This is a genomic window from Variovorax sp. GW822-FHT04A09 (genome assembly GCF_058801005.1).
The window spans coordinates 737,136-758,380 of sequence record NZ_JBXAMV010000001.1 but is presented as its reverse complement, the minus strand read 5'-3'; the positions used below and the strand labels follow the sequence as shown (position 1 = coordinate 758,380).

Below are 21,245 nucleotides of genomic sequence, written 5' to 3'. Positions count from 1 at the left end.
CGGCCCGCCGTTCGCCTGTCCGACCGACACCACCCATGAACGTGCTGCGTCTTCTCACGTCGATCCCGCTCGCGCTGATGCTCTATGCGCTGCTGCTGTTCCTCGGCCTGATCTCGCTGGTCTGGAACTTCGTCGCCATGCTGCTGTACCCGGTGATGCCGGCCGCGCCGGCGCGCGCGCTGGGCCGCATGACCATCGCCTTTGCCTACCGGATGTTCTGGTGGCTCGCCTCGGTCACCGGCATGATGCGCATCGACGCTTCGTGCCTGGACCCGATGCGCAACGAGCCCGGCGTGATCTTCGTGGCCAACCACCCGACCATGCTCGACGCGCTGCTGCTGGTGGCGCGGCTGCCGCGCAGCGCCTGCATCATGAAGGCCGAGCTGATGGGCAACATCTTCCTGGGCGCCGGAGCCCGGCTGGCGCGCTACATCAGCAACAAGTCGGCCCGCACGATGGTGCGCCTGGCGGTCAACGACCTGCGCCAGGGTGGCCAGCTCGTGATCTTTCCCGAAGGCACGCGCACGGTGACGCCGCCGCTGAACCCCTTCCGCCCCGGCACCACGCTGATCGCCAAGCTGGCGCAGGCGCCGATCCAGACCGTGTTCATCGACACCGACTCGCCCTACCTCGGCAAGGGCTGGCCGCTGTGGCGCGTGCCGCCGCTGCCCATCGTCTTCACGCTGCGGCTGGGCAAGCGCTTTGCACCAACGCAGGACAGCGATGCGTTGCAGGTCGAGCTGGAGCACTATTTCCGTCAACACATGGAGCAGCGCGCCACCGACGCGTCCCCCGAATGCCAGCAGACGCCTCGCGCACCCACCTTGTCCTGATCCCCAGCTACAACACGGGCGAGCGCCTGTTCTCGACGGTCGCCGCGGCGCGGGCCCAATGGAACCCGGTGTGGGTGGTGATCGACGGCAGCGACGACGGCACGGGCGAGCGGCTGCAGCAGATGGCGGCCAGCGATCCGGGGTTGCGCGTGTGGGTGATGCCGCAGAACCAGGGCAAGGGCTCGGCGGTGCTGCACGGCTTGCGGGCCGCGAAGGACGCCGGCTTCACGCACGCGCTCACGATGGATTCCGACGGGCAGCATCCGGCGGACCTGATCCCCTCTTTCATGAACGCCTCGCTGGCGCGGCCCGAAACGATGGTGCTGGGCCGGCCTGTGTTCGACGCCAGCGCGCCGCTGCTGCGGGTGCGTGGGCGGCGGGTGTCCAACGGCTGGACGCAGCTCGAGACGCTGTTCGCGGGCGTGGGCGATTCGCTCTACGGCTTTCGCGTGTACCCGGTGGTTGACCTGATCGCAGTGATGGCGCGACAACCATGGATGCGGCGCTTCGACTTCGATACCGAGGCGGTCGTGCGGCTGGCCTGGCGCGGGGTCAAGCCGGTGAACATCGATGCGCCTGTGAAGTACCTGACGGCGGAGGAAGGTGGGGTGTCGCACTTTCGCTATGGGCGGGACAACGTGCTGCTGACTTGGATGCACACGCGGTTGATGGTGGAGTTTGTTTTGCGGTTGCCTGGGTTGCTCGTTCGCAAATTGCGGGGGGCGCCGCCGTTTCAGGCCTAGCCTCTTTTTGAGGGGCGCCCGGCAGGCGGTGCGGCGCGGTCGGCCCCACTGTGCCGGCCGCTTCGCGGCTCCCCTGCGGTGCTCGCGTTTCGCGGGGTCTCGCAGAACTCGCTGCGCTCAAACAGCTGCGAGCCCTGATCCGCGAAACGCTGCGCTCCTCGGCGGCACAGAGGGGCCGCCCACACCGCACCGCCTGCCGGGCACCTGTCGTGGCGTGAAAGCACCTTGTCCTTCTTCCGCTACTCGACGATCGTGCCTCCGCCCAGCGCCTTGTAGAGCGTCATCGTCGCGTTGAGCTGGTTCAGGCGGTTCTGCGCCAGCGACACCTCCGCGGCGCGCCGCTTGTCCTTGGCGTCGAGCACGGGCTGCAACGCGGTGGCACCGGCGCGGTAGCGCACTTCCGACAAGGCTTCCGCGCGTTGCGCCTGTTGCAGCGCCAGGGCCAGCTTCACGCTCTCGTCCTGCAGCTGGGTTCGCGACGACAGCGTGTTTTCCACCTCAGACAGCGCGGTGTACAGCGACTGGCGGAACCCGACGACCGCTTCTTCGTACCGCGTCTGCGATACGGCGACGGTCAGCCGCGCGGTGTTCCATTGCAGGAAAGGCAGCATCAGGCCGGCACCGAGGGTCGCGACCGGGTTCTTCAGCACCTCGCCCAATGCATTGCTCCCCGCGCCCAGCGAACCCGTGAGGCTCAGCACCGGATAGAAGCTGGTGCGCGTGGCATCGACGTTCGCCAGCGAGGACCGCAGGCGCTGCTCCGCGGCGCGCAGGTCGGGCCGGCGGCCCAGCAGGCTGGCGGGCAGTCCGGCATCGATCACGGGCAAGGCGGCGTCCGGCAGCTGCGAGGGTTCCTCCCTCGGGGTCTCAGGCGGCATGTCGAACAGGATGGCCAGTGCGTTGCGCGCCTCGACGCGCTGCTGCAGCAGCTGCGTGTGCGCGGCCTCCTGGCTCGCAAGGTTCTGGCCCGCCTGCGCGACATCGAGGCCGGACACGGCGCCCGCCGCGTACTTGGCGCGCACCAGCGCCTGGATGCGCCGTGCATCGGCCATGCCGGCTTCGCTCAGTGCGATACGGTGGTTCAGGTAGCCGGTCTGCCAGTAGAGCCCGGCCGTCGTGCCCACCAGCGCCAGCGCCGTGGCTTCGCGGTCGGACTGGGTGGCCTGCAGCTCCCAGTCGGCAACGCTGCGTTGCGCCGACAGGCGGCCCCACAGGTCGACTTCGTAGCTCAGGCTCAGCAAGGAGCTCGCGCTCGATGCGGCCACGCCGCCGCGCTTCAGGTCGAAGCTGCGTTGGGTGCCCAGTTGCCCCGTCACGCCCGGCGTGAGGTTGGTGTTCGCCAGGCCGGCCTGCAGCTGCGCCCGCTGCACGCGGATGCCGGCGGCGGCCAAGTTGTTGTTGGTTCGCAGGGCGCTCTCGATCAGGGTGTCGAGCCGCGCGTCGTCGAAGGCGGTCCACCAGCGGGCCTGCGGCGCGGCCGCTGCGTTCTGCGGCAGGGGCTGTTGCTGCTGCTGCCAGGCCTGCGGCACGCCGAGCGGTCGGTGTTCGCGCCGCTCCGGCGCGAACAGCGTACAGCCGCCGAGCGCCAGCGCGATGGCGAGGCCCGCCAGGGTCGGTCGGGCCCTACTCACGGGCCAGCGCCTCGATGGGGTCGAGCCGCGCGGCGTTGCGCGCCGGCAGGTACCCGAACAGCACGCCGATGAGCGACGCGCACAAAAAGGCCGACACCACGGCCCCCAACGAAAAGATCATTTGCCATTGCTTCACGAACAGCGAGAACACAAAGCTGATGCCGTACGACAGCACCACGCCGATGAAACCGCCGACCAGGCACACGAGCACGGCCTCGGTCAGGAACTGCTGCAGCACGTCGCTCTGGCGCGCGCCCACGGCCATGCGGATGCCGATCTCGCGGGTGCGCTCGGTCACCGACACCAGCATGATGTTCATCACGCCGATGCCGCCCACCACGAGCGAGATCACCGCGATCAGCGACAGCAGCAGCGTGAGCGACTGGCTCGTGCGCTCGGCCGTCTTCACGATGCTGTCCATGTTGAAGGTGAAGAAGTCCTTGCCGCCGTGGCGCAGCGTGAGCAGCCGCACGATGCTCTCCTCGGCCGCCTTGGTGGGCTGGTCGTCGCGGATGCGCACGGTGATGCTGTCGAAGTGCTGCTGGCCGAAGAGGCGGCTCGCGCCGGTGCTGTAGGGCAGCCAGATGTTGAGCGACTTGTTCTCGCCGAACATGCTCTTCTTTTCCTGCGCCACGCCGATCACGGTGCACGGCAGGCTGCCCACCAGGATGATCTTGCCGACCGGGTCGGTGCCGTCGGGAAAGAGCTTGCGCCGCGTGTTCTGGTCAATCACCACCACCTGCGACTGGTGCCGCACGTCGTTGGCGTCGAAGTCCGTGCCGCTGGCCATCTGGATGTCGCGCACGCTGAAGAAGTTGTCGCTGACGCCGTTCACGTTGCCGTTCACGTCGGCGCTGCGGTAGCGCAGGCGCAGGCTGCGCATGGTGGTCGGCGTGACGCTGTGCACGTAGGGCTGCGCGGCGATGGCCTGCAGGTCGGCGGGCAGCAGCGTGCGGATGCTCGCGGCCTTGTCGTCGCCGAAGTCGTGGCCCGGGTAGATGTCGAGCGTGTTGGTGCCGATGGCCTTGATGTCGGCCAGCACGAAGCGCTTGGCGCCCTCCCCGATGGCCACGATCGACACCACCGAGGTGATGCCGATGATGATGCCCAGCATGGTCAGCGCCGTGCGCATGCGGTGCGCCATCATCGAGCGCCAGGCCATGCGGAAGGCTTCGGAGAAACGCGCCCAGCCGGTGCTGAAGCGCGCGATGCCCAGCGTGGGGCGGGTCATCGCGGGCGGCGCGGGGGTGTCGTCGCCGACCGTCTGCGCGGGCGCGGCCACGGTCGGTACGTTCGGCCGGTCGCCCACGATCGCGCCGTCGGCGATCTCGATGATGCGTTCGGTGCAGCGCGCCACCTGCATGTCGTGCGTCACGATGATGATGGTGTGCCCCTGCGCATGCAGCTCGCGCAGGATGCCGATGACCTCCTGGCCGCTCTTGCTGTCGAGCGCGCCGGTGGGCTCGTCGGCCAGGATGACCTGCCCGCCGTTCATCAGTGCGCGCGCGATGCTCACGCGCTGCTGCTGGCCGCCCGAGAGCTGGCTCGGCCGGTGTTCGGTGCGGTCTTCCAGGCCCAGGCGCGCGAGCAGTTGCCGCGCCCGCGCGTCGCGCGCCGAGCCCTCGGTGCCGGCATACACGGCGGGCACCTCGACGTTGCCGGTGGCCGTCAGGTGCTGCATGAGGTGGTAGCGCTGGAAGATGAAGCCAAAGTGCTCGCGCCGCAGCGCGGCGAGCGCGTCGCTGTCGAGCGTGCCGACGTCCTGGCCCGACACGGTGTAGGTGCCGGTGCTCGGCCGGTCGAGGCAGCCGAGGATGTTCATGAGCGTCGACTTGCCCGAGCCCGAGGCGCCGACGATGGCCAGCATTTCGCCGTGGCCGATGTCCAGGTCGACGTCCTTCAGCACCTGGACTTCCTGCTCGCCCGAGGGAAAGCTGCGGCCGATGCCGCGCAGGGTCAGCAGCGGCTGCGTCACTGGCGCGGCCTCCGGTTGCCGCTGTCATTGCCGTCGGTCTTCTCCAGCGCCGAGGCATCGCCGGTGATGACGCTGTCGCCCTCCTTCAGGCCTTCGAGCACCTGCGCCTGGAAGTTGTTGCTGATGCCCACGCGCACCTGCCGCTTTTCCACGCGCTGGTCGGGCAGGAGCACGCGCACTTCGTGGCGGCCGTCCTTGTCGCGCGTGCCGAGCGCGGTGAGCGGCACGGTCAGCGCCTGCTTGGCCTCGCCCAGCAGGATGGCGACCTGCGCCGTCATGTCGACGCGCAGCGTGCGGTCGGGATTGGGCACGTCGAACAGCGCGTTGAAGAACACGGCGTTGTTGATCTTCTCGGGCGAAGGCTGCACCGCGCGCAGCGTGCCGTGGTAGCGCGTGTCGGGGTCGCCCAGGATGGTGAAGTACACCGGCTGGCCGGCCTTCACGCGCACCACGTCGGCCTCGGACACCTGCGCCTTCACGGTCATGGTCGACAGGTCGGCCAGCTTCATCAGCGTGGGCACCTGGAACGAGGCCACCACGGTCTGGCCTTCGAGCGTGCTGATCGACACCACGTCGCCGTCGATGGGCGCGACGATGCGGGTGTACGACAAGTTGGTCTGCGCCGAGGCCAGGGCCAGCTTCTGCTGGCGGATCTGCGCGTCGAGCGAGACGGCGTCGGCGCGCAGCGCGCGCAGCTCGGTGTCCGCGCTTTCCAGGTCCTGGCGCGCGGCGGCGTCCTGCGCCAGCATCTCGCGCTGGCGCGCCCAGGTGAGCTCGGCCTGCTTCACACGCACTTCCTTGGCGAGCTTCTGGGCCTGCAGGTTCTCGAGCTTGGCCTGTTCCTGCGCGAGCGTGTTCTGCGAGATGACGGGGTCGATCTCGGCCAGCCAGTCGCCCTTCTTCACCGTCTGGCCGAGCACCACCTTCAGCGACTTGAGCTGGCCCGACACCTGCGCGCCCACCTCGACCTGCTTGAGGGCCTGCAGCACGCCGGTGGCGAGCACCGCGTTCTCCAGGTCGCTGCGCTGCACGGTGGCGGTCAGATAGTCGCTTTTCTTCGGCGGGCTCAGCCAGAAGAAGGCCGCGATGGCCAGCACGACGAGCAAGGCCAGGCCGACAAGGAACTTGCGCGATCGTCGCGAAGGAGTGGTGGGCATGCAGTGAAGAAGTGGGATGAAACGGGCGGCGAGGCCCGGGAAAGGATGCGGTTCATCCTAGCCCCGGTTGCTGAAGGCCTGCTAAAGCATGCGTTTTGACGGGCTTTTTGCACGGGCCTGCGCAGCGACCCACGAAAAACGGCGTGGCCCGCTGCCCTCGAAGGACAGCGGGCCACGCCGCAATCACTACTGAAAAAGAACTCAGCGCGCGGTGCGCCGGCGCAAGAGCAAGGTGAGGAGCAACAGCGCCAGCACCGTGAACGCGACGAACGACCAGTTCGCCAGCGTCAGGCCGAACAGCGACCAGTCGATCTTGGAACAGTCGCCGCCACCGCGGAAGATCATCGGCAGCGCGCGCTTGAGCGGGAAGGTCTCGATCATCCCGTACAGGTCGCGCCCGCACGAGACGACCTCGGGCGGATACCACTGCAGCCAGCTCTGCTGCGCCGCCGTGTAGGCACCGCCCACCGCCGCCGCCAGCGCCAGCACCCCGCCCGTCACCTGCAGGCCGCGACTGTTGAACAGCGCCGCCAGGCCGGTGAACAGCGCCACCAGCATCAGCGCATAGCGCTGCACGATGCACATCGGGCAGGGTTCGAGCCCGACCACGTGCTGCAGATACAGCCCGAAGGCCAGCATGAGGACACAGGCCAGGCAGATCAGCCCGAGCGCGCGGCGCGGCGCGCCGAAGTACCAATGGATCAAGGAGATACCCAATCTTCTTCTACGAACACCCTGGCCTTGCGGGGGTTGGCGACGACGGTGTCGCCTTCCTTCAAGCCCAGGTCGCGGAACTGTTGCGCAGGGAGTTGCGCTTCGATGATGGTTCCGGAGCCCGGATTATCTGGATTCGTTTCGGTGGGCTCAAGTTCCAGCCGCGCGATCGGTCCGACCACGATCGCGCGCGACAGCGTGGCGACGATGCCGGTGGCACCCGACACGTAGCGTGTCACATCCAGGTCATGCGGACGCACATAGGCCAGCGCCTTGGCGTCGCGCGCGCTGCTGTGCTCGGGCGAGTCGATGCGCATGCCGTCCAGCTGCACGGCGCCGTTGTCGGCCCGGCCGTGGAACAGGTTCACGTCGCCCAGGAAGCCGTAGACGAACGGGCTCGCGGGCTTGTCCCACACGTCCTGTGGCGAACCGACCTGCTCGATGCGGCCCTTGTTGATGACCACCACGCGGTCGGCCACCTCGAGCGCTTCTTCCTGGTCGTGCGTGACGAAGATCGAGGTGACGTGCAGCTCGTCGTGCAGCCGGCGCAGCCAGCGGCGCAGCTCCTTGCGCACCTTGGCGTCGAGCGCGCCGAAGGGTTCGTCCAGCAGCAGCACCTTGGGCTCCACCGCCAGCGCGCGGGCCAGCGCGATGCGCTGGCGCTGGCCGCCGGACAGCTGCGACGGGTAGCGGTCGGCCAGCCAGTCCAGCTGCACCAGCTTGAGCAGGTCGGTCACCTTGGCCTTGATCTGCGCGTCGCTCGGGCGCTCCTTGCGCGGCTTCACGCGCAGGCCGAAGGCGACGTTCTCGAACACGGTCATGTGGCGGAACAGCGCGTAGTGCTGGAACACGAAGCCGACCTGGCGTTCGCGCACGTGCACGTCGGTCGTGTCTTCGCCCGAGAAATGGATGCTGCCGGTGTCGGCCGTTTCCAGGCCCGCGATGATGCGCAGCAGCGTGGTCTTGCCGCAGCCCGAGGGGCCGAGCAGCGCGACGAGTTCGCCCGACTCGACGTCGAGGTTCACGTTGTTCAGCGCGCGGAAGTCGCCGAACTGCTTGCTGATGTTGCGGATTTCGATGCTCATGGTCTTGTTCTCTCGTCTTCTCAGGCCGCCGAAGGCTCGGGGGGACGCTCGGGCGGCAGCTCGGCGATGGCTTTCATTTCGCGCTCATGGCGCCACTCGATGACCGACTTGATCACCAGGGTGACCAGCGCCAGGATCGCCAGCAGCGAGGCCACCGCGAAGGCGGCCACCGACTGGTATTCGTTGTAGAGCACCTCGACGTGCAGCGGCATGGTGTTGGTCTGGCCGCGGATGTGGCCCGACACCACCGACACCGCGCCGAACTCGCCCATGGCGCGCGCATTGCACAGGATCACGCCGTACAGCAGGCCCCACTTGATGTTGGGCAAGGTCACGCGCCAAAAGGTCTGCCAGCCGGTCGCGCCGAGCACGATGGCGGCCTGCTCCTCGTCGGTGCCCTGCGCCTGCATCAGCGGAATGAGTTCTCGCGCAATGAAGGGAAAGGTCACGAACACGGTGGCCAGCACGATGCCGGGCACGGCGAAGATGATCTTGATGTCGTGCTCCGCCAGCCACGGGCCGAACCAGCCCTGCGCGCCGAACACCAGCACGTAGATCAGGCCCGCCACCACCGGCGACACCGCGAACGGCAGGTCGATCAGCGTGGTGAGAAAGGCCTTGCCGCGGAACTCGAACTTGGCGATGGCCCAGGCCGCGGCCACGCCGAAGACGAGGTTCATCGGCACCGCGATGGCGGCGGTGATCAGCGTGAGGCGGATCGCGCTCCACGCATCGGGTTCCTTCAGCGCCTCGAGGTAGGCGTTCAGGCCCTTGCGCAGCGCCTCGACCGCCACGGCCGCCAGCGGCAGCACGAGGAACAGGAACATGAACGCCAGGGCGATGCCGATCAGCGTCCAGCGGACCCAGGCCGACTCGGTGGTGCCGGCCTGCGCGCGGCGGATGATTTTCGAAGGTGCGCTCATGTCATGCCCCCGCGCGCTTGCGCTGCCAGGCCTGAAGGCCGTTGATGACCAGCAGCAGGATGAACGACAGCACCAGCATCACCAGCGCGACCGCGGTGGCGCCCGTGTAGTCGTACTGCTCCAGCTTGCCGATGATGATGAGCGGCGTGATCTCGGAAATCATCGGCATGTTGCCGGCGATGAAGATCACGGAGCCGTACTCGCCGATGGCGCGTGCGAAGGCCATCGCGAAGCCCGTCAGCAGCGCGGGTGCGATCGACGGGAAGATCACCTTGGTGAAGGTCTGCAGGCGCGTGGCGCCCAGCGAGGTGGCGGCTTCTTCGAGTTCCTTCTCGGCGTCTTCGAGCACCGGCTGCACCGTGCGCACCACGAAGGGCAGCCCGATGAAGATCAGCGCGATCACGATGCCCGCCGGCGTGAACGCCAGCTTGATGCCGTGCGGCTCGAGCAGCTGCCCGATCCAGCCGTTGCCCGCCAGCAGCGCCGTGAGCGAGATGCCGGCCACGGCCGTGGGCAGCGCGAACGGCAGGTCGACCAGCGCATCGACGATGCGCTTGCCCGGGAACTTGTAGCGCACCAGCACCCAGGCCACGAGCAGGCCGAACACCGCGTTCACCATGGCGGCGATCAGCGAGGCGCCGAAGGTCAGGCGGTACGAGGCCATCACGCGCGGCGCGGTCACCGACACCCAGAAGTGCTCCCAAGTCATCGTGAAGGTCTTGAAGACCAGCGCCGACAACGGGATCAGCACGATCAGGCACAGATAGAAGACCGTGAAGCCGAGCGTGATGTGGAAACCGGGCAGCACGCGCTTGGCGCCCCCTGCCCGGTTGGCACGTGAAAAAGGCGCTCCCGCTGCCGGGAGCGCCGAAGAAGCAGCGCCGCTCATTTACTTCGCGCCGGGCGTGTAGAGCTTGTCGAACTGGCCGCCGTCATTGAAGTGCACCTTCTGCGCTTCGCTCAGGCTGCCGAACAGTTCCTGCACCGTGAACAGCTGCAGCGGCTTGAAGGTCGAGGCGTACTTCTTGAGCACGGTCTGCGAACGCGGGCGCAGCGCATGCTTGGCGGCGATTTCCTGCGCTTCTTCGGAGTACAGCCAGTCGAGGTAGGCCTTGGCCAGCTCGCCCGTGCCCTTCTTCTTGACGGTGCGCTCGACGATGGCGACCGGGTTCTCGGCCACGATGGAGATCGACGGGTACACCGAGTCGACCTTGCCGGTGCCGAATTCGCGGTCGATCGAGACCACTTCGGATTCGAAGGTGATCAGCGCGTCGCCGATGTTGCGTTGCAGGAAGGCGGTGGTGGCGTCGCGGCCGCCGCGTGCCAGCACCGGTACGTTCTTGAACAGCTTGCCGACGAACTCGGCAGCCTGGGCGTCGGTGCCGCCCTTCTTCTTGATGTAGCCCCAGGCGGCCAGGTAGGCGTAGCGGCCGTTGCCGCCGGTCTTGGGGTTGACGATCACGACCTGCACGCCCGGCTTGACCAGGTCGTCCCAGTCCTTGATGCCCTTGGGGTTGCCGTTGCGCACCAGCAGCAGCATGGTCGAGGTGGTGGGCGATGCGTTCTCGGGGAACTTCTTGTTCCAGTCCTTGGCGACCACGCCGGCGTTGGCCAGGAAGTCGATGTCGGTCGAGGTGTTCATGGTCACCACGTCGGCATCCAGGCCGTCGGCCACGGCACGCGCCTGGGCGCTGGAGCCGCCGTGCGACTGGTCGATCTTGACGTCCTTGCCCGTGGCCTTCTTGTAGTTCGCCACGAAGGCCGCGTTGTAGTCCTTGTAGAACTCGCGGGCCACGTCGTACGAGGCGTTCAGCAGCCCCGTGCCTTGTGCGAAGGCGGTGCTGCCGGCGAGTGCGGAGGACGCCAGCGCGAGCACGGCGACGAAGGTCTTGATTCTGGAAGTCATGTGGTTGCCAGGTTTTCTGAAAATTCACGTCCCGCCGACCAGGCGGCGGGTTCGTCGGTCAACGATTGCAGCAGGGCCAGGCCGAGCGGCCAGTCTCCGTGCCCCGAATCGATGTTGATGTGCCCCGCATTCTGCATGCGCACGAACTCGCTGCCCCAGGCGCGCGAATAGGCGCCCGCCAGGCGGATCGGGCAATAGGGATCGTTGCTGCTCGCCACCACGATGCTGCGGTACGGCAGCGCCGCGTAGGGCACGGGTGCGAAGTCGGACAGCACCGCGCGGCGCTCGGGGTCGGCCGGCGCCACCAGCAGCGCGCCCTGGATGCGGGCGGCGGCCTCGGGCGGCAGGTGCGCCGTGGCGATGCAGCCCAGGCTGTGCGCCGCGATGACCACGGGGCCTTCGCTTTCGAGCACCAGCTTGGCCAGCGCGGGCACCCAGGCATCGCGCTTGGGCGAGGCCCAGTCGTCCTGCGCCACCCGCGCCGCGCCCGGAATGCGTTCTTCCCACAGGCTCTGCCAATGGCCGGGCCCGGAGTCGCGCCAACCGGGCACGATGACGACACGAGTCTGCATGACGGCGCGGTCCTGCGGCTTCTTACTTGTTGGGCTGCGGCGTGATGCGCAGGTAAGGCTTGACCGCCTTGAAGCCCTTGGGGAAGCGCTCGGCCAGCTCGGCTGGGTCCTGGATGCTCGGCACGATGACGACGTCATCGCCGTCCTTCCAGTTCACGGGCGTGGCGACCTTGTGGCTGTCGGTGAGCTGCAGCGAGTCGATGACGCGCAGGATCTCGTCGAAGTTGCGGCCGGTCGACGCCGGGTAGGTGATGGTGGTGCGGATGACCTTCTTGGGGTCGATGATGTAGACGCTGCGCACCGTGGCCGTGGTCGAGGCGTTCGGGTGGATCAGGTCGTACAGGTCGGCCACCTTGCGGTCGGCGTCCGCAATGATCGGGAAGTTGACGGTGGTGTTCTGCGTCTCGTTGATGTCGCCGATCCACTCCTTGTGCTTGGTGGCCGGGTCGACGCTCAGCGCGATGGGCTTGACACCGCGCTTGGCGAACTCGCCCGACAGCGCCGCCGTCTTGCCGAGTTCAGTGGTGCACACGGGCGTGAAATCGGCCGGGTGCGAGAAGAACACGATCCACGAATCGCCGGCCCACTGATAGAAGTCGATCGGGCCTTCGCTGGAGTCCTGGGTGAAATTGGGGGCGGTGTCGCCGAGTCGCAGGGTTGCCATGGTCGCTCCAAGGAGGGGGTGAAGCCCTGGATTGTGCGAACCGCTACTTCAATGGCAAACGAATATCTGTTTGTTTGGATATGACGTTTTTCGCATATAGAACCTGCGAAGACCCACTATGGCGCTATCTTTTAGATAGCAATCTGCCTCAGAACATCCGCATCTGCTCGCTTTGCAGGTGTTCGGACAGAAAGTCGATCAGCCGCCGCACCGCCGGCACCAGCGCCCGCCGCGCCGGAAACACCATGTGCGCCACCACCGGCGACGGCCCCCAGCCGGGCAGCACCCGCACCAGCCGGCCCGCCTCGATGTCGGCGCTGCACATGTAGTCGGGCAGCAGGGTCACGCCGACGCCGCCCAGCGCGCCGAACTGCAGTGTGGCGAGGTCGTCGGCCACGTAGCGCGGCGTGTGCACATGCACGTGGCTGCGGCCTTCCGGGCCTTCGAGGCGCCACTCGGAGCGCCCTTCCCCATTGACCGACATGGCCGCCGTCGGCAGCTTCGCCAGGTCGGCGGGCGTGTCGACCGGGCTCTGGCTGGCCAGCAGCGCCGGGCTGGCGACCAGCACGCCGCGGCTGTGGCCGAAGGTCTTGGCCACCAGCACCGTGCTGTCCTCGATGGTCGGGCGCACGCGCAGCGCGATGTCGATGCCCTCCTCGATCAGGTCCACCGGCCGGTTGATGACCCGCATGTCGACGCGCACCGCCGGGTGGCGCGCCATGAACACCGGCATCAGTTGCGCCAGCCCACTGTGCGAGATGGTGACCGGGCAGGTCAGCCGCACCAGCCCGCTCGGCTCGGTCTGCACCTGCGCCACCGCTTCGGCCGCCGCCTGGGCCGCGTCGCGCATGGCCGAGGCATGCCGCAGGTAGATCTCGCCGGCCGGCGTGAGCGACAGGCGGCGCGTGCTGCGCTGCATCAGCTGCACGCCCAGCCGTTCCTCGAGCTCGGCCACGCGCCGAGACAGCCGCGATTTGGGAATGCCCAGCGCCCGGCTGGCGGCGGCAAAGCCGCCCCGCTCGGCCACCTCGGCGAAGAACACCATGTCATTGAGGTCTTGCATGGCTTTATTGTCCTACCAACAGAACGATCTGATAAAACTTTGGCTACTTATCAGTCACTCACATCAAAAATAGAATTCTCCCAACGCCGGCCAATTCTCAGCGCCGACACCTTGCACAGAAAGTGATTGACTGACATGAAGCTGCTCCACATCGACTCCAGCATCCTGGCCGCCGGCTCCACCTCGCGCCAGCTGACCGCCGAAACCGTCGCCGCCTGGCGCGCCGCCCACCCCGACACCCAGGTCGAGTACCTGGACCTCGCCGTGGACGCGCCCTCGCACTTCGGCGTCGACGCCCTCGGCATCAAGACCGGCGTGCAGGCCCAGCCGACCGAAGCGCAGCTGCGCGAGAACGCCCTGTCGGAAAAGCTGGTGAGCCAGTTCCTGGCCGCCGACGTCGTCGTGCTCGGCGCGCCGCTGTACAACTTCACCATCCCGACCCAGCTCAAGGCCTGGATCGACCGCCTCGCGCAAGCCGGCCGCACCTTCAAGTACACCGAGAAGGGCCCCGTCGGCCTGGCCGGTGGCAAGACCGTGATCGTGGCATCGAGCCGCGGCGGCATCTACTCCACCTCCGAGGGCGGCCAGGCGGCCGAGCACCAGGAGAGCTACCTGAAGGTGATCTTCGGCTTCTTCGGCATCACCGACGTGCGCTTCGTGCGCGCCGAGGGCATCGCGATGGGTGACGCCCCCAAGGCCGCCGCACTGGCCGCCGCCCGCGCCGACATCCTCGTGGCCACGACCGAAGCTGCGAACCAGAAGAACGTCGCGCAAGCCGCCTGAGTCTTCCGCCGCCAGAACGAAAAAGCCGCCCCGTGGGGCGGCTTTTTTCGTGGGCGATGGCTTTGCGATCAGGCCGCGGAATGGGTCTTCACCCAGGCCACGTACTTGTCCATCCAGCCCTGCAGGAACTTCTGCGTGCCTTCGTTGCCGATGTGGCCCTTGTCGTCGAACAGGCCTTCCTTGGCCTGCAGGAACACCTCGGGGCCGCCCATCGTGGGCGCGTCGAGATACGCCAGGATGTTGCGCAGGTGCTGTTGCGCCAGCGCGGTGCCGATGGCGCCCACCGAGATGCCGAGCACGCCGGTCGGCTTGCCGGCCCACACGCTCTGGCCGTAGGGGCGCGAGGCGTGGTCGATGGCGTTCTTCAGCACGCCGGGGATCGAGCGGTTGTATTCGGGCGTGACGAACAGCACGCCCTGTGCGGCGGCCACTTCGCTCTTGAGGCGCTTCACCTGCGCGGCCTGGTTGCCGTCGTCGTCCTGGTTGTACAGCGGCAGGTCGTCGATGCGCAGGGTTTCGAACGTGAAGTCCGACGGCGCGAGGTGCGCCAGGGCCAGGGCCAGCTTGTGGTTGAACGAATCCTTGCGCAGGCTGCCGACGATGACGGCGATCCGGGTCTGTGCCATGAGGTGGAACTCCTTGAAATAAGAAAGGCTGTCGGAATGACCGGGACGATTATGCGAAGCGCTCAAGACCTTTTCCAGAAAAGTTCATGACAACCGGCGCACCCGCCTGCGCGCGGCGCACGACCCCGTGGGCCAGCCGGTCCAGCCCGGTGCACAGCAGCCAGTAGATCGCGCCCACCAGCACGAAGATCTCCGCCGGATAGACCATGGTGCGCGCATTCACCTGCGAGGCCACGAACGACAGCTCGCCCACGCCCACCACGTACGCCAGCGAGCTGTCCTTCACCAGCGTGACCCACTGGTTGACGAACGACGGCAGCATCATCCGCAGCGCCTGCGGCAGCACGACGTGGCGCAGCGTGCCCCAGCGCGTGAGCCCGAGCGACAGCCCCGCCGCCCACTGCCCCGCACCGATGCCGCGGATGCCCGCATGCACCGCGTGCGCCAGGTAGGCGCCGCCCACCAGCGACAGCGCGCACATCACCGACAGCACGCCCGGCACGCTCACGCCCAGCGCGAACGGCAGCAGGAAGTAGGTCCAGAAGATCAGCATCAGCACCGGGATCGCGCGCAGGAACGCCAGCCCCAGCGTCAGCACGCGCTTGAGCGGCCCCCGCGCCATGGCCAGCCCGATGCCCCACGCCAGCCCCAGCAGCGCCGACGCGATGCCCGAGCCGGCGCTGAGCAGCACCGTGAGCGCCGCACCGCCCAGCTCGCCCTGCGGAAAGGCGCCCCACAACAGGTACGGCAGGCTGTCCCACAGCATGTGCAGCGCATCGGTCATGCCGCCGCCCTCCCCGGCACCGCCGATTGCCGACGCGCAGCCCACGCCGCCAGCAGCTCGATCGCGCCGATGGTCACGATGTAGAGCAGCGTCGCCACGCCGAAGGCCTGGAAGGTCTTGAAGGTTTCCGCCTCGACCTGGCGCGAGGCGTACGACAGCTCGACCAGCCCCACGGCCATCGCGAGCGAGGTGTTCTTGACGATGTTCATGTACTGCCCCAGCAGCGGCGGCAATGCGATGCGCAGCGCCTGCGGCAGCACCACCTGCGCCAGCACCTGCGCGCGCGTGAAGCCCAGCGCCTGCGCCGCCAGCGTCTGCCCCTCGGGCACGCCGCGGATGCCCGAGCGGATGTCCTCACCCACGTAGGCGGCCGCATACAGCGTGAGGCCGAGCAACGCCGACAGAAGTTCGAAGGAAATGAAACGCCCCGCCAGGAGCCCTTCGCGCAGCGCCTCGGGCATCAAACTGGGCGCGCCGAAGTACCAGAAGAAGAGCTGCACCAGCAGCGGCGTGTTGCGAAACAGCGAGACGTACGCGCCGCTCGCGCGCAGCCACACGGGCCGGCTCGACGAGCGCCCCGCCGCCACGACGACGCCCAGCAGCGTGGCGCCCGCCGCCACCAGCAGCGAGGCGCCTACGGTCACGAGCCAGCCGTCGAGCAGCCAGCCGAGGTAATGGGGCGCGAGCAGATGCTCGCGCAGGAAATCGCTCAAGGCCGCATCGATCCGGTCGTTGCGTGCCCCATCAGTTGGCGGCCACGCGCTGGTCGCCGATCTTCAGCAGGCGCGGCAGCGGCGCCTTGCTGTTCGGGCCGAACCAGGTGTCGTAGATCGCCACGGCGCGGCCGTTCTTCTCGCTGTCGACCAGCCAGGCATTGAGCGTCTCGAGCAGGCGCGTCTCGCCCTTGGCCACGGCCGCGCCGAGGTATTCCTTCGACACCGTGATCGCCGGGATCTCGTACTTCTCCTTGTCGGGAATCGCGTTCCACTGCGCCGTGAGCTTCACGCCGTCGTTGGTGATGGCCTGCACGTTGCCGTTGCGCAGCGCGGCCAGCGCAAAGGGCGAATCGTCGTAGAGCACGACCTTGGCGTCGGGGTAGTTCTTGCGCAGGTTCGACTCCATCGTCGTGCCCTTCTCGGTGCCGATGCGGATGTCCTTGATCTGCGCGGCCTCCTTCAGCACGCCCTTCTTCGCGAGGAACTGCTGGCCGACCAGGAAGTACGGCGTGGTGAAGTCCACCGCCTTGGCGCGCTCGTCGGTGATGGTGAAGCTGGCGAACACCACGTCGGCCTTGCCCGAGGTGAGCAGCGGGATGCGGTTGGCCGGGTTGGTCGGCACCAGCTCGATCTTCACGCCCAGGCTCTTCGCGAACTCGGTCGCCAGGTCGATGTCGTGGCCCACCTGCTTCTTGCTGGCCGGATCGATGTAGCCGAAGGGCGGGTTGCCGTCGAACGCGGCCACGCGCAGCACGCCGGCCTTGCGGATGTCGTCGAGCTTGTCGGCCCAGGCGATGTTGCCCAGGGTGGTGAGAGCGCCGATTGCCAGGGCCAGGCTGGTCACGGTGAAAGAGTGGGTGTTGCGGGTCATGCCTGCGCTTCGCGGGAAGTGGAAAAAGAGAGCGCGACTCTAGGCAGCGCTGCGTGCGGCGCCAACGAAGCAATTTCCGCTTGCATATGCAGCGATGAGTTGCGCATGAACAAATGACAAAAGCTTCGTGGCGCACGAAGGCGTCGATCCCTAGAGTGGCCAGCCTCTGCCTTCCGACTGACTGCTTTTTTCTTCTTCGGCCGCGCGACGCGGCCCCGCTCTTCCCATGCACTTCCCACGCTCTTCCTCGCCCGCCGTCTCCCGGCGCCTTCTGCTTCGCGCCGGCATCGGTGCCGCCGCCGTGGCCGCGTCGGCTCCGCTGTTCGCCCAGACGCGCGCCCGCACGCTGCGCATCGGCTACCAGAAGTTCAACACGCTCAACATCCTCAAGGGCACGGGCCAGCTCGAGAAGGCGCTCGCACCGGCCGGCGTGAGCGTCGAGTGGCGCGAGTTCCTCGGCGGCAGCCAGCTGTCGGAAGCGCTGTCGGCCGGCGCCATCGATTTCGGCCATGCCTCCGACGGGATCGGCGTGTTCCAGCAGGCCAGCGGCAAGGGCCTGGTCTACCTCGCGGCCGAAAGCCCCTACCCCGGCGGCGTCGGCTTCCTGGTGCCGCGCGACTCGCCGATCCGCAGCGTGCGCGACCTCAAGGGCAAGAAGGTCGTCACCGGCCGCGGCTACAACACGCAGTACGTGCTGATCCGCGCACTCGAAGCGGCCGGCCTGCGATATGAAGACATCGAGTCCGTCTACATCGTCACGGCCTCCGACACCGTGGCCGCCTACCAGTCGGGCAGCGTCGCGGCCATCGGCCTGTGGGACCCGTTCCTGGCCGGCGCGCAGGTGGCGACCGAGTCGCGCCTGCTGTTCGACGGCACCGGCCTGAGCGGCAACCGCACCTACCACTTCGCCCAACCCGCCTTCGCGCGCGCCAACGCTGACACGCTGCGCACCGTGTTTGCCGAGCTGCGCAAGGCCAACGATTGGGCCCAGGCCCACCCCGGCGACGTGGTGGCCACGCTCGCGCCGCAGCTGAAGGTCGAGCCCAAGGTGCTGGCGCTGGCGACCGAACGGCGGCACTATGGCGTCGTGGCGCTCACGCCCGCCATCGCCCGCGAACAGCAGGGCCTGGCCGACGTGTTCGCGCAGCTGAAGCTCATTCCCCAGCCCATCGCGGTGAAGGATGCTTTTCTCGACCTGAACCTTGTGTGACGACGAAACCTCTCGCCCCCGTGACCCGTTCTCCTACTCATTACGACGCGATCGTCATCGGCCTGGGCGCCCTCGGCGCGGCCACCCTCTACCAGCTCTCGCAACGCGGCGCGCGCGTGCTCGGCATCGACCAGTTCGCGCCGCCGCACGACCGCGGCTCCTCGCACGGCGACTCGCGCATCACGCGGCTGGCCGTCGGCGAAGGCGACGAGTACGTGCCGCTGGTGCACCGCTCGCACGCCATCTGGCGCGAGCTCGAGGCGCGCACCGGCCGCCCGCTGATGACCACCACCGGCGGCCTCATCCTCGCGCCGCGCGACCGCGTGGCCGCGCACCACGGCAAGTCCGACTTCGTGCGCCGCACCATCGCCTGCGCCGAGCGCTTCGGCATTGCGCACGAGGTGCTCGACGCGGCCGGCATCCGCGCACGCTACCCGCAGTTCCACCTGCAGGGCGACGAGATCGGGTACCTCGAACGCGACGCCGGCTTCGTGCGCCCCGAAGACGCCATCGCCGCGCAACTCGCCGTGGCCCGCGCCGACGGCGCACAGACCCGCACCGGCGAGCGCGTGCTGGGCGTCGAGCCCGTGGGCAACGGCGACACCGTGCGCGTGCGCACCGAAACCGCGAGCTTCACCGCCGACCAGGTGGTGGTCGCGGCCGGCGCCTGGCTGCCCGAATTCCTCGGCCGGCAGGCGCGCACCGACTGGCAGGCCCACTTTTCGGTGCACCGCCAGGTGATGCACTGGTTCGACACCGGCCCCGCCGCCGCAGCCGACTTCGCGCCGGGGCGCTTCCCGATCTTCATCTGGATGTTCGGCGACGCGCAGGAAGACTACATGTACGGCTTTCCGGCCTCCGACGCGTCGCAGCCCGCGCTGAAGGTCGCCACCGAGCAGTACGTCGACGCCACCACACCCGACGCGCTCGACCGCGACGTGAGCGCCGAAGAAAGCGCCGCCATGTACCGCGACCGCGTGGCCGGTCGCTTTCCGCAGATCGCGGGACACGCGCTCAAGGCCCGCGCCTGCATGTACACCGTCACGCCCGACCGCCGCTTCGTGATCGACGCGCTCTACGGCCTGCCGAACGTGCTGATCGTCTCGGCCTGCTCGGGCCACGGCTTCAAGCACTCGGCCGGGCTGGGCGACGCCATCGCCGACCGCGTGCTGGGCCGCGAGAGCGCGCACGGCCTCGACCTGCGGCCCTTCGCCCGCGAGCGACTGGCGACCTCGCAACACCCCTGAGGCGCCCGCGCGCGATCCGGGGCATCATCGCTTCCGATCTTCAGTTTCTTCGGAGGCAGCGCGCGATGCGATTCCTGACGGTGGGTGCGGGAGCACTCGGTGGTTACTTCGGCGCACGCCTGCTCGCAGCAGGCCGCGATGTGACCTTTCTACTGCGTCCCGGCCGCGCGGCCCAGCTGGCCACGACCGGGCTCGTGGTGCGCAGCCCGTTCGGCGACCTCGACCTGCCCACGCCGAAGCACGTGCTGGCCCCGCAGATCGCCGGGCCGTACGACGTGGTCGTGGTCGGCTGCAAGGCCTACGACCTCGACGCCACCATGGATTCGTTCGCACCCGCCGTCGGACCCGACACCGTCATCCTCCCGCTGCTCAACGGCCTGGGCCACATTGACCGGCTGGTCGCGCGCTTCGGCGAGACACGCGTGCTCGGCGGCCTGTGCATGATCTCCGCCACCCTCGACGACGAGGGCCGCGTGCAGCACCTGAACGACATGCACAGCCTGAGCTACGGCGAACGCGCGGGCGGGCGTTCGCCGCGCATCGACGCCATCGCAGCCCAGTTCGCGGGTGCGAACTTCACGGCCACCGCGAGCGAGACCATCGCGCAGGACATGTGGGAGAAGTGGGTCTTCATCGCCTCGGCCGCGGGCCTCACGAGCCTCATGCACGCCTCCATCGGCGACATCGTGGCGGCCGGCGGCGAAGACGTGGCGCTCGCGATCTTCGACGAGTGCTGCGCCATCGCCGCCCACAACGGCTTTGCCCCGCGGCCCGGCGCCATCACGCGCGGCCGCGCAGTCGTCACGACCGCCGGCTCGCCCATGACCGCCTCCATGTACAAGGACATGGCCCGCGGCGCGCGCGTCGAGGCCGACCACATCCTGGGCGACCTGCTGGCCCGCGCGCCGCGCAGCGCATCGGCCACGCCGTCGGTGCTGCGCACGGCGTACGTGCACCTGAAGGCCTACGAGTTCCGGCGCGCCCACGAGGCCGATTGAACGACGGCAACACCATGGCCGACACGCTCGCCTTCCTCCATACCGCGCAGGTGCATGTGCAGACCTTCGGCAGCCTCGCCCGCGAGATCGCACCCGAGCTGCGCGTGCAGCACCTGGTGATGGAAGAGCTGCTCGCCGATGCGCGCACCCTGGGCGTCGACCACGCCGGCCTGGTCGCGCGTGTCCACGAAGCCATGCGCGACGCCGCCTCGGACGGCGCCTCCGTGGTCGTGTGCACCTGCTCGACCATTGGCGGCATCGCCGAAAAGACCGCCACCGGCGGCGCCTTCGCCGCCCTGCGCATCGACCGCGCCATGGCCGACCGCGCCGTGCGCAACGGCCCGCGCGTGCTCATCGTCGGCGCCGTCGAGAGCACCATCGACCCGACCCTGTCGCTCGTGCTTTCAGCCGCGCGGCAAGCCGGCGTCGGCATCCGCGCCAGCACGCTGCTGGTCGACGATGCCTGGGTGCATTTCCAATCCGGCGACATCGCGCGCTACGTGGCCACGCTGGCCGAATCGATCCGCGCCGCGGCCGACGGCACCGATGTGATCGTGCTGGCGCAGGCGTCGATGGCACCGGTGACGGGGTTGCTGGCGGGCCTCAAGGTCGAGGTGCTCAGCAGCCCGCAGCTGGGGGTGGCGCACGCGGTGGCGACGTTGCGCGCATCGAACACCGCGTGGGCATCCGCCGGTACCGGCCTGACGGGCTGGTAGCCCCGCGACGCGAACCCGCATCTCGGCG

22 protein-coding genes are annotated in these 21,245 nt (G+C 68.4%); 7 read left to right on the top strand and 15 right to left on the bottom strand.

Annotation, left to right across the window (positions count from 1 at the left end; genetic code table 11):
- Positions 1-35 precede the first annotated feature (35 nt).
- Positions 36-833 carry a lysophospholipid acyltransferase family protein gene (locus AC1RLW_RS03345; RefSeq protein ID WP_070060819.1) on the top strand — a complete coding sequence of 266 codons (798 nt, stop codon included), beginning with the start codon at positions 36-38 and terminating at the stop codon, positions 831-833.
- On the top strand, positions 797-1,576 hold the full coding sequence (locus AC1RLW_RS03340; protein WP_493192210.1) for a glycosyltransferase family 2 protein: 780 nt from the start codon (positions 797-799) through the stop codon (positions 1,574-1,576). The genes AC1RLW_RS03345 and AC1RLW_RS03340 overlap by 37 nt, the downstream gene beginning before the upstream one ends.
- A 239-nt stretch (positions 1,577-1,815) precedes the next feature.
- Here AC1RLW_RS03340 and AC1RLW_RS03335 read toward each other — a convergent pair whose 3' ends face one another.
- The 11 genes from AC1RLW_RS03335 to AC1RLW_RS03285 form a co-directional block, all read right to left on the bottom strand.
- Complete coding sequence (locus AC1RLW_RS03335) at positions 1,816-3,207, bottom strand: efflux transporter outer membrane subunit (protein WP_493192209.1); 1,392 nt, start codon at positions 3,205-3,207, stop codon at positions 1,816-1,818.
- Positions 3,200-5,182, bottom strand: coding sequence for a macrolide ABC transporter ATP-binding protein/permease MacB (macB, locus tag AC1RLW_RS03330; RefSeq protein ID WP_493192208.1), 1,983 nt, complete (start codon positions 5,180-5,182; stop codon positions 3,200-3,202). Before macB ends, AC1RLW_RS03335 begins: the two co-directional genes overlap by 8 nt.
- Positions 5,179-6,339 carry a macrolide transporter subunit MacA gene (macA, locus tag AC1RLW_RS03325; protein WP_492683884.1) on the bottom strand — a complete coding sequence of 387 codons (1,161 nt, stop codon included), beginning with the start codon at positions 6,337-6,339 and terminating at the stop codon, positions 5,179-5,181. The genes macB and macA overlap by 4 nt, the downstream gene beginning before the upstream one ends.
- Positions 6,340-6,540: 201 nt before the next feature.
- A complete protein-coding gene (locus AC1RLW_RS03320; protein WP_307590571.1) occupies positions 6,541-7,044 on the bottom strand; it encodes a disulfide bond formation protein B in 504 nt (167 codons plus the stop codon).
- Positions 7,041-8,138 (bottom strand): sulfate/molybdate ABC transporter ATP-binding protein, encoded by a 1,098-nt coding sequence (locus AC1RLW_RS03315; RefSeq protein WP_062470081.1) that lies wholly within the window; start codon positions 8,136-8,138, stop codon positions 7,041-7,043. Before AC1RLW_RS03315 ends, AC1RLW_RS03320 begins: the two co-directional genes overlap by 4 nt.
- Positions 8,139-8,158: 20 nt before the next feature.
- Positions 8,159-9,061 (bottom strand): sulfate ABC transporter permease subunit CysW, encoded by a 903-nt coding sequence (cysW, locus tag AC1RLW_RS03310; protein ID WP_153284104.1) that lies wholly within the window; start codon positions 9,059-9,061, stop codon positions 8,159-8,161.
- Position 9,062: 1 nt separating this feature from the next.
- A complete protein-coding gene (cysT, locus tag AC1RLW_RS03305; RefSeq protein ID WP_062470075.1) occupies positions 9,063-9,950 on the bottom strand; it encodes a sulfate ABC transporter permease subunit CysT in 888 nt (295 codons plus the stop codon).
- Positions 9,951-10,967: a sulfate ABC transporter substrate-binding protein gene (locus AC1RLW_RS03300; RefSeq protein WP_062470072.1), complete on the bottom strand. Its 1,017-nt coding sequence runs from the start codon at positions 10,965-10,967 to the stop codon at positions 9,951-9,953.
- Positions 10,964-11,539, bottom strand: coding sequence for an RBBP9/YdeN family alpha/beta hydrolase (locus AC1RLW_RS03295; RefSeq protein ID WP_056580397.1), 576 nt, complete (start codon positions 11,537-11,539; stop codon positions 10,964-10,966). Before AC1RLW_RS03295 ends, AC1RLW_RS03300 begins: the two co-directional genes overlap by 4 nt.
- Positions 11,540-11,561: 22 nt before the next feature.
- Positions 11,562-12,203 carry a peroxiredoxin gene (locus tag AC1RLW_RS03290; protein WP_062470070.1) on the bottom strand — a complete coding sequence of 214 codons (642 nt, stop codon included), beginning with the start codon at positions 12,201-12,203 and terminating at the stop codon, positions 11,562-11,564.
- Between the two features lie 148 nt (positions 12,204-12,351).
- Entirely contained in the window at positions 12,352-13,266 is a 915-nt protein-coding gene (locus tag AC1RLW_RS03285; RefSeq protein ID WP_493192207.1) for a LysR family transcriptional regulator, read from the bottom strand.
- A 135-nt stretch (positions 13,267-13,401) separates the two neighbouring features.
- Between AC1RLW_RS03285 and AC1RLW_RS03280 the strand changes: the two genes are divergently transcribed.
- Complete coding sequence (locus AC1RLW_RS03280; RefSeq protein WP_095745444.1) at positions 13,402-14,049, top strand: FMN-dependent NADH-azoreductase; 648 nt, start codon at positions 13,402-13,404, stop codon at positions 14,047-14,049.
- 68 nt (positions 14,050-14,117) lie between these two features.
- Here the strand turns inward: AC1RLW_RS03280 and AC1RLW_RS03275 are convergent, their stop codons facing one another.
- From AC1RLW_RS03275 to AC1RLW_RS03260, 4 genes are read right to left on the bottom strand one after another with little or no spacing between them, the layout of a single operon-like run.
- Entirely contained in the window at positions 14,118-14,675 is a 558-nt protein-coding gene (locus AC1RLW_RS03275; protein WP_493192206.1) for an NADPH-dependent FMN reductase, read from the bottom strand.
- Positions 14,676-14,724: 49 nt separating this feature from the next.
- The gene (locus tag AC1RLW_RS03270; RefSeq protein ID WP_095745447.1) at positions 14,725-15,459 is read right to left on the bottom strand and encodes an amino acid ABC transporter permease; all 735 of its coding nucleotides are present in this window, start codon (positions 15,457-15,459) and stop codon (positions 14,725-14,727) included.
- Positions 15,456-16,172 (bottom strand): amino acid ABC transporter permease, encoded by a 717-nt coding sequence (locus AC1RLW_RS03265; protein WP_493192205.1) that lies wholly within the window; start codon positions 16,170-16,172, stop codon positions 15,456-15,458. Before AC1RLW_RS03265 ends, AC1RLW_RS03270 begins: the two co-directional genes overlap by 4 nt.
- Before the next feature lie 31 nt (positions 16,173-16,203).
- Positions 16,204-17,046 (bottom strand): transporter substrate-binding domain-containing protein, encoded by an 843-nt coding sequence (locus tag AC1RLW_RS03260; protein ID WP_492676912.1) that lies wholly within the window; start codon positions 17,044-17,046, stop codon positions 16,204-16,206.
- Between the two features lie 226 nt (positions 17,047-17,272).
- Here AC1RLW_RS03260 and AC1RLW_RS03255 point away from each other — a divergent pair, with 226 nt between their 5' ends.
- From AC1RLW_RS03255 to AC1RLW_RS03240, 4 genes are all read left to right on the top strand, one after another.
- Positions 17,273-18,256 carry an aliphatic sulfonate ABC transporter substrate-binding protein gene (locus AC1RLW_RS03255; protein WP_493192204.1) on the top strand — a complete coding sequence of 328 codons (984 nt, stop codon included), beginning with the start codon at positions 17,273-17,275 and terminating at the stop codon, positions 18,254-18,256.
- A 20-nt stretch (positions 18,257-18,276) separates the two neighbouring features.
- Complete coding sequence (solA, locus tag AC1RLW_RS03250) at positions 18,277-19,503, top strand: N-methyl-L-tryptophan oxidase (protein WP_493192203.1); 1,227 nt, start codon at positions 18,277-18,279, stop codon at positions 19,501-19,503.
- Between the two features lie 65 nt (positions 19,504-19,568).
- On the top strand, positions 19,569-20,501 hold the full coding sequence (gene panE, locus AC1RLW_RS03245; protein ID WP_493192202.1) for a 2-dehydropantoate 2-reductase: 933 nt from the start codon (positions 19,569-19,571) through the stop codon (positions 20,499-20,501).
- A gap of 14 nt (positions 20,502-20,515) precedes the next feature.
- Positions 20,516-21,217: an aspartate/glutamate racemase family protein gene (locus AC1RLW_RS03240; RefSeq protein WP_493192201.1), complete on the top strand. Its 702-nt coding sequence runs from the start codon at positions 20,516-20,518 to the stop codon at positions 21,215-21,217.
- Positions 21,218-21,245: the final 28 nt, after the last annotated feature.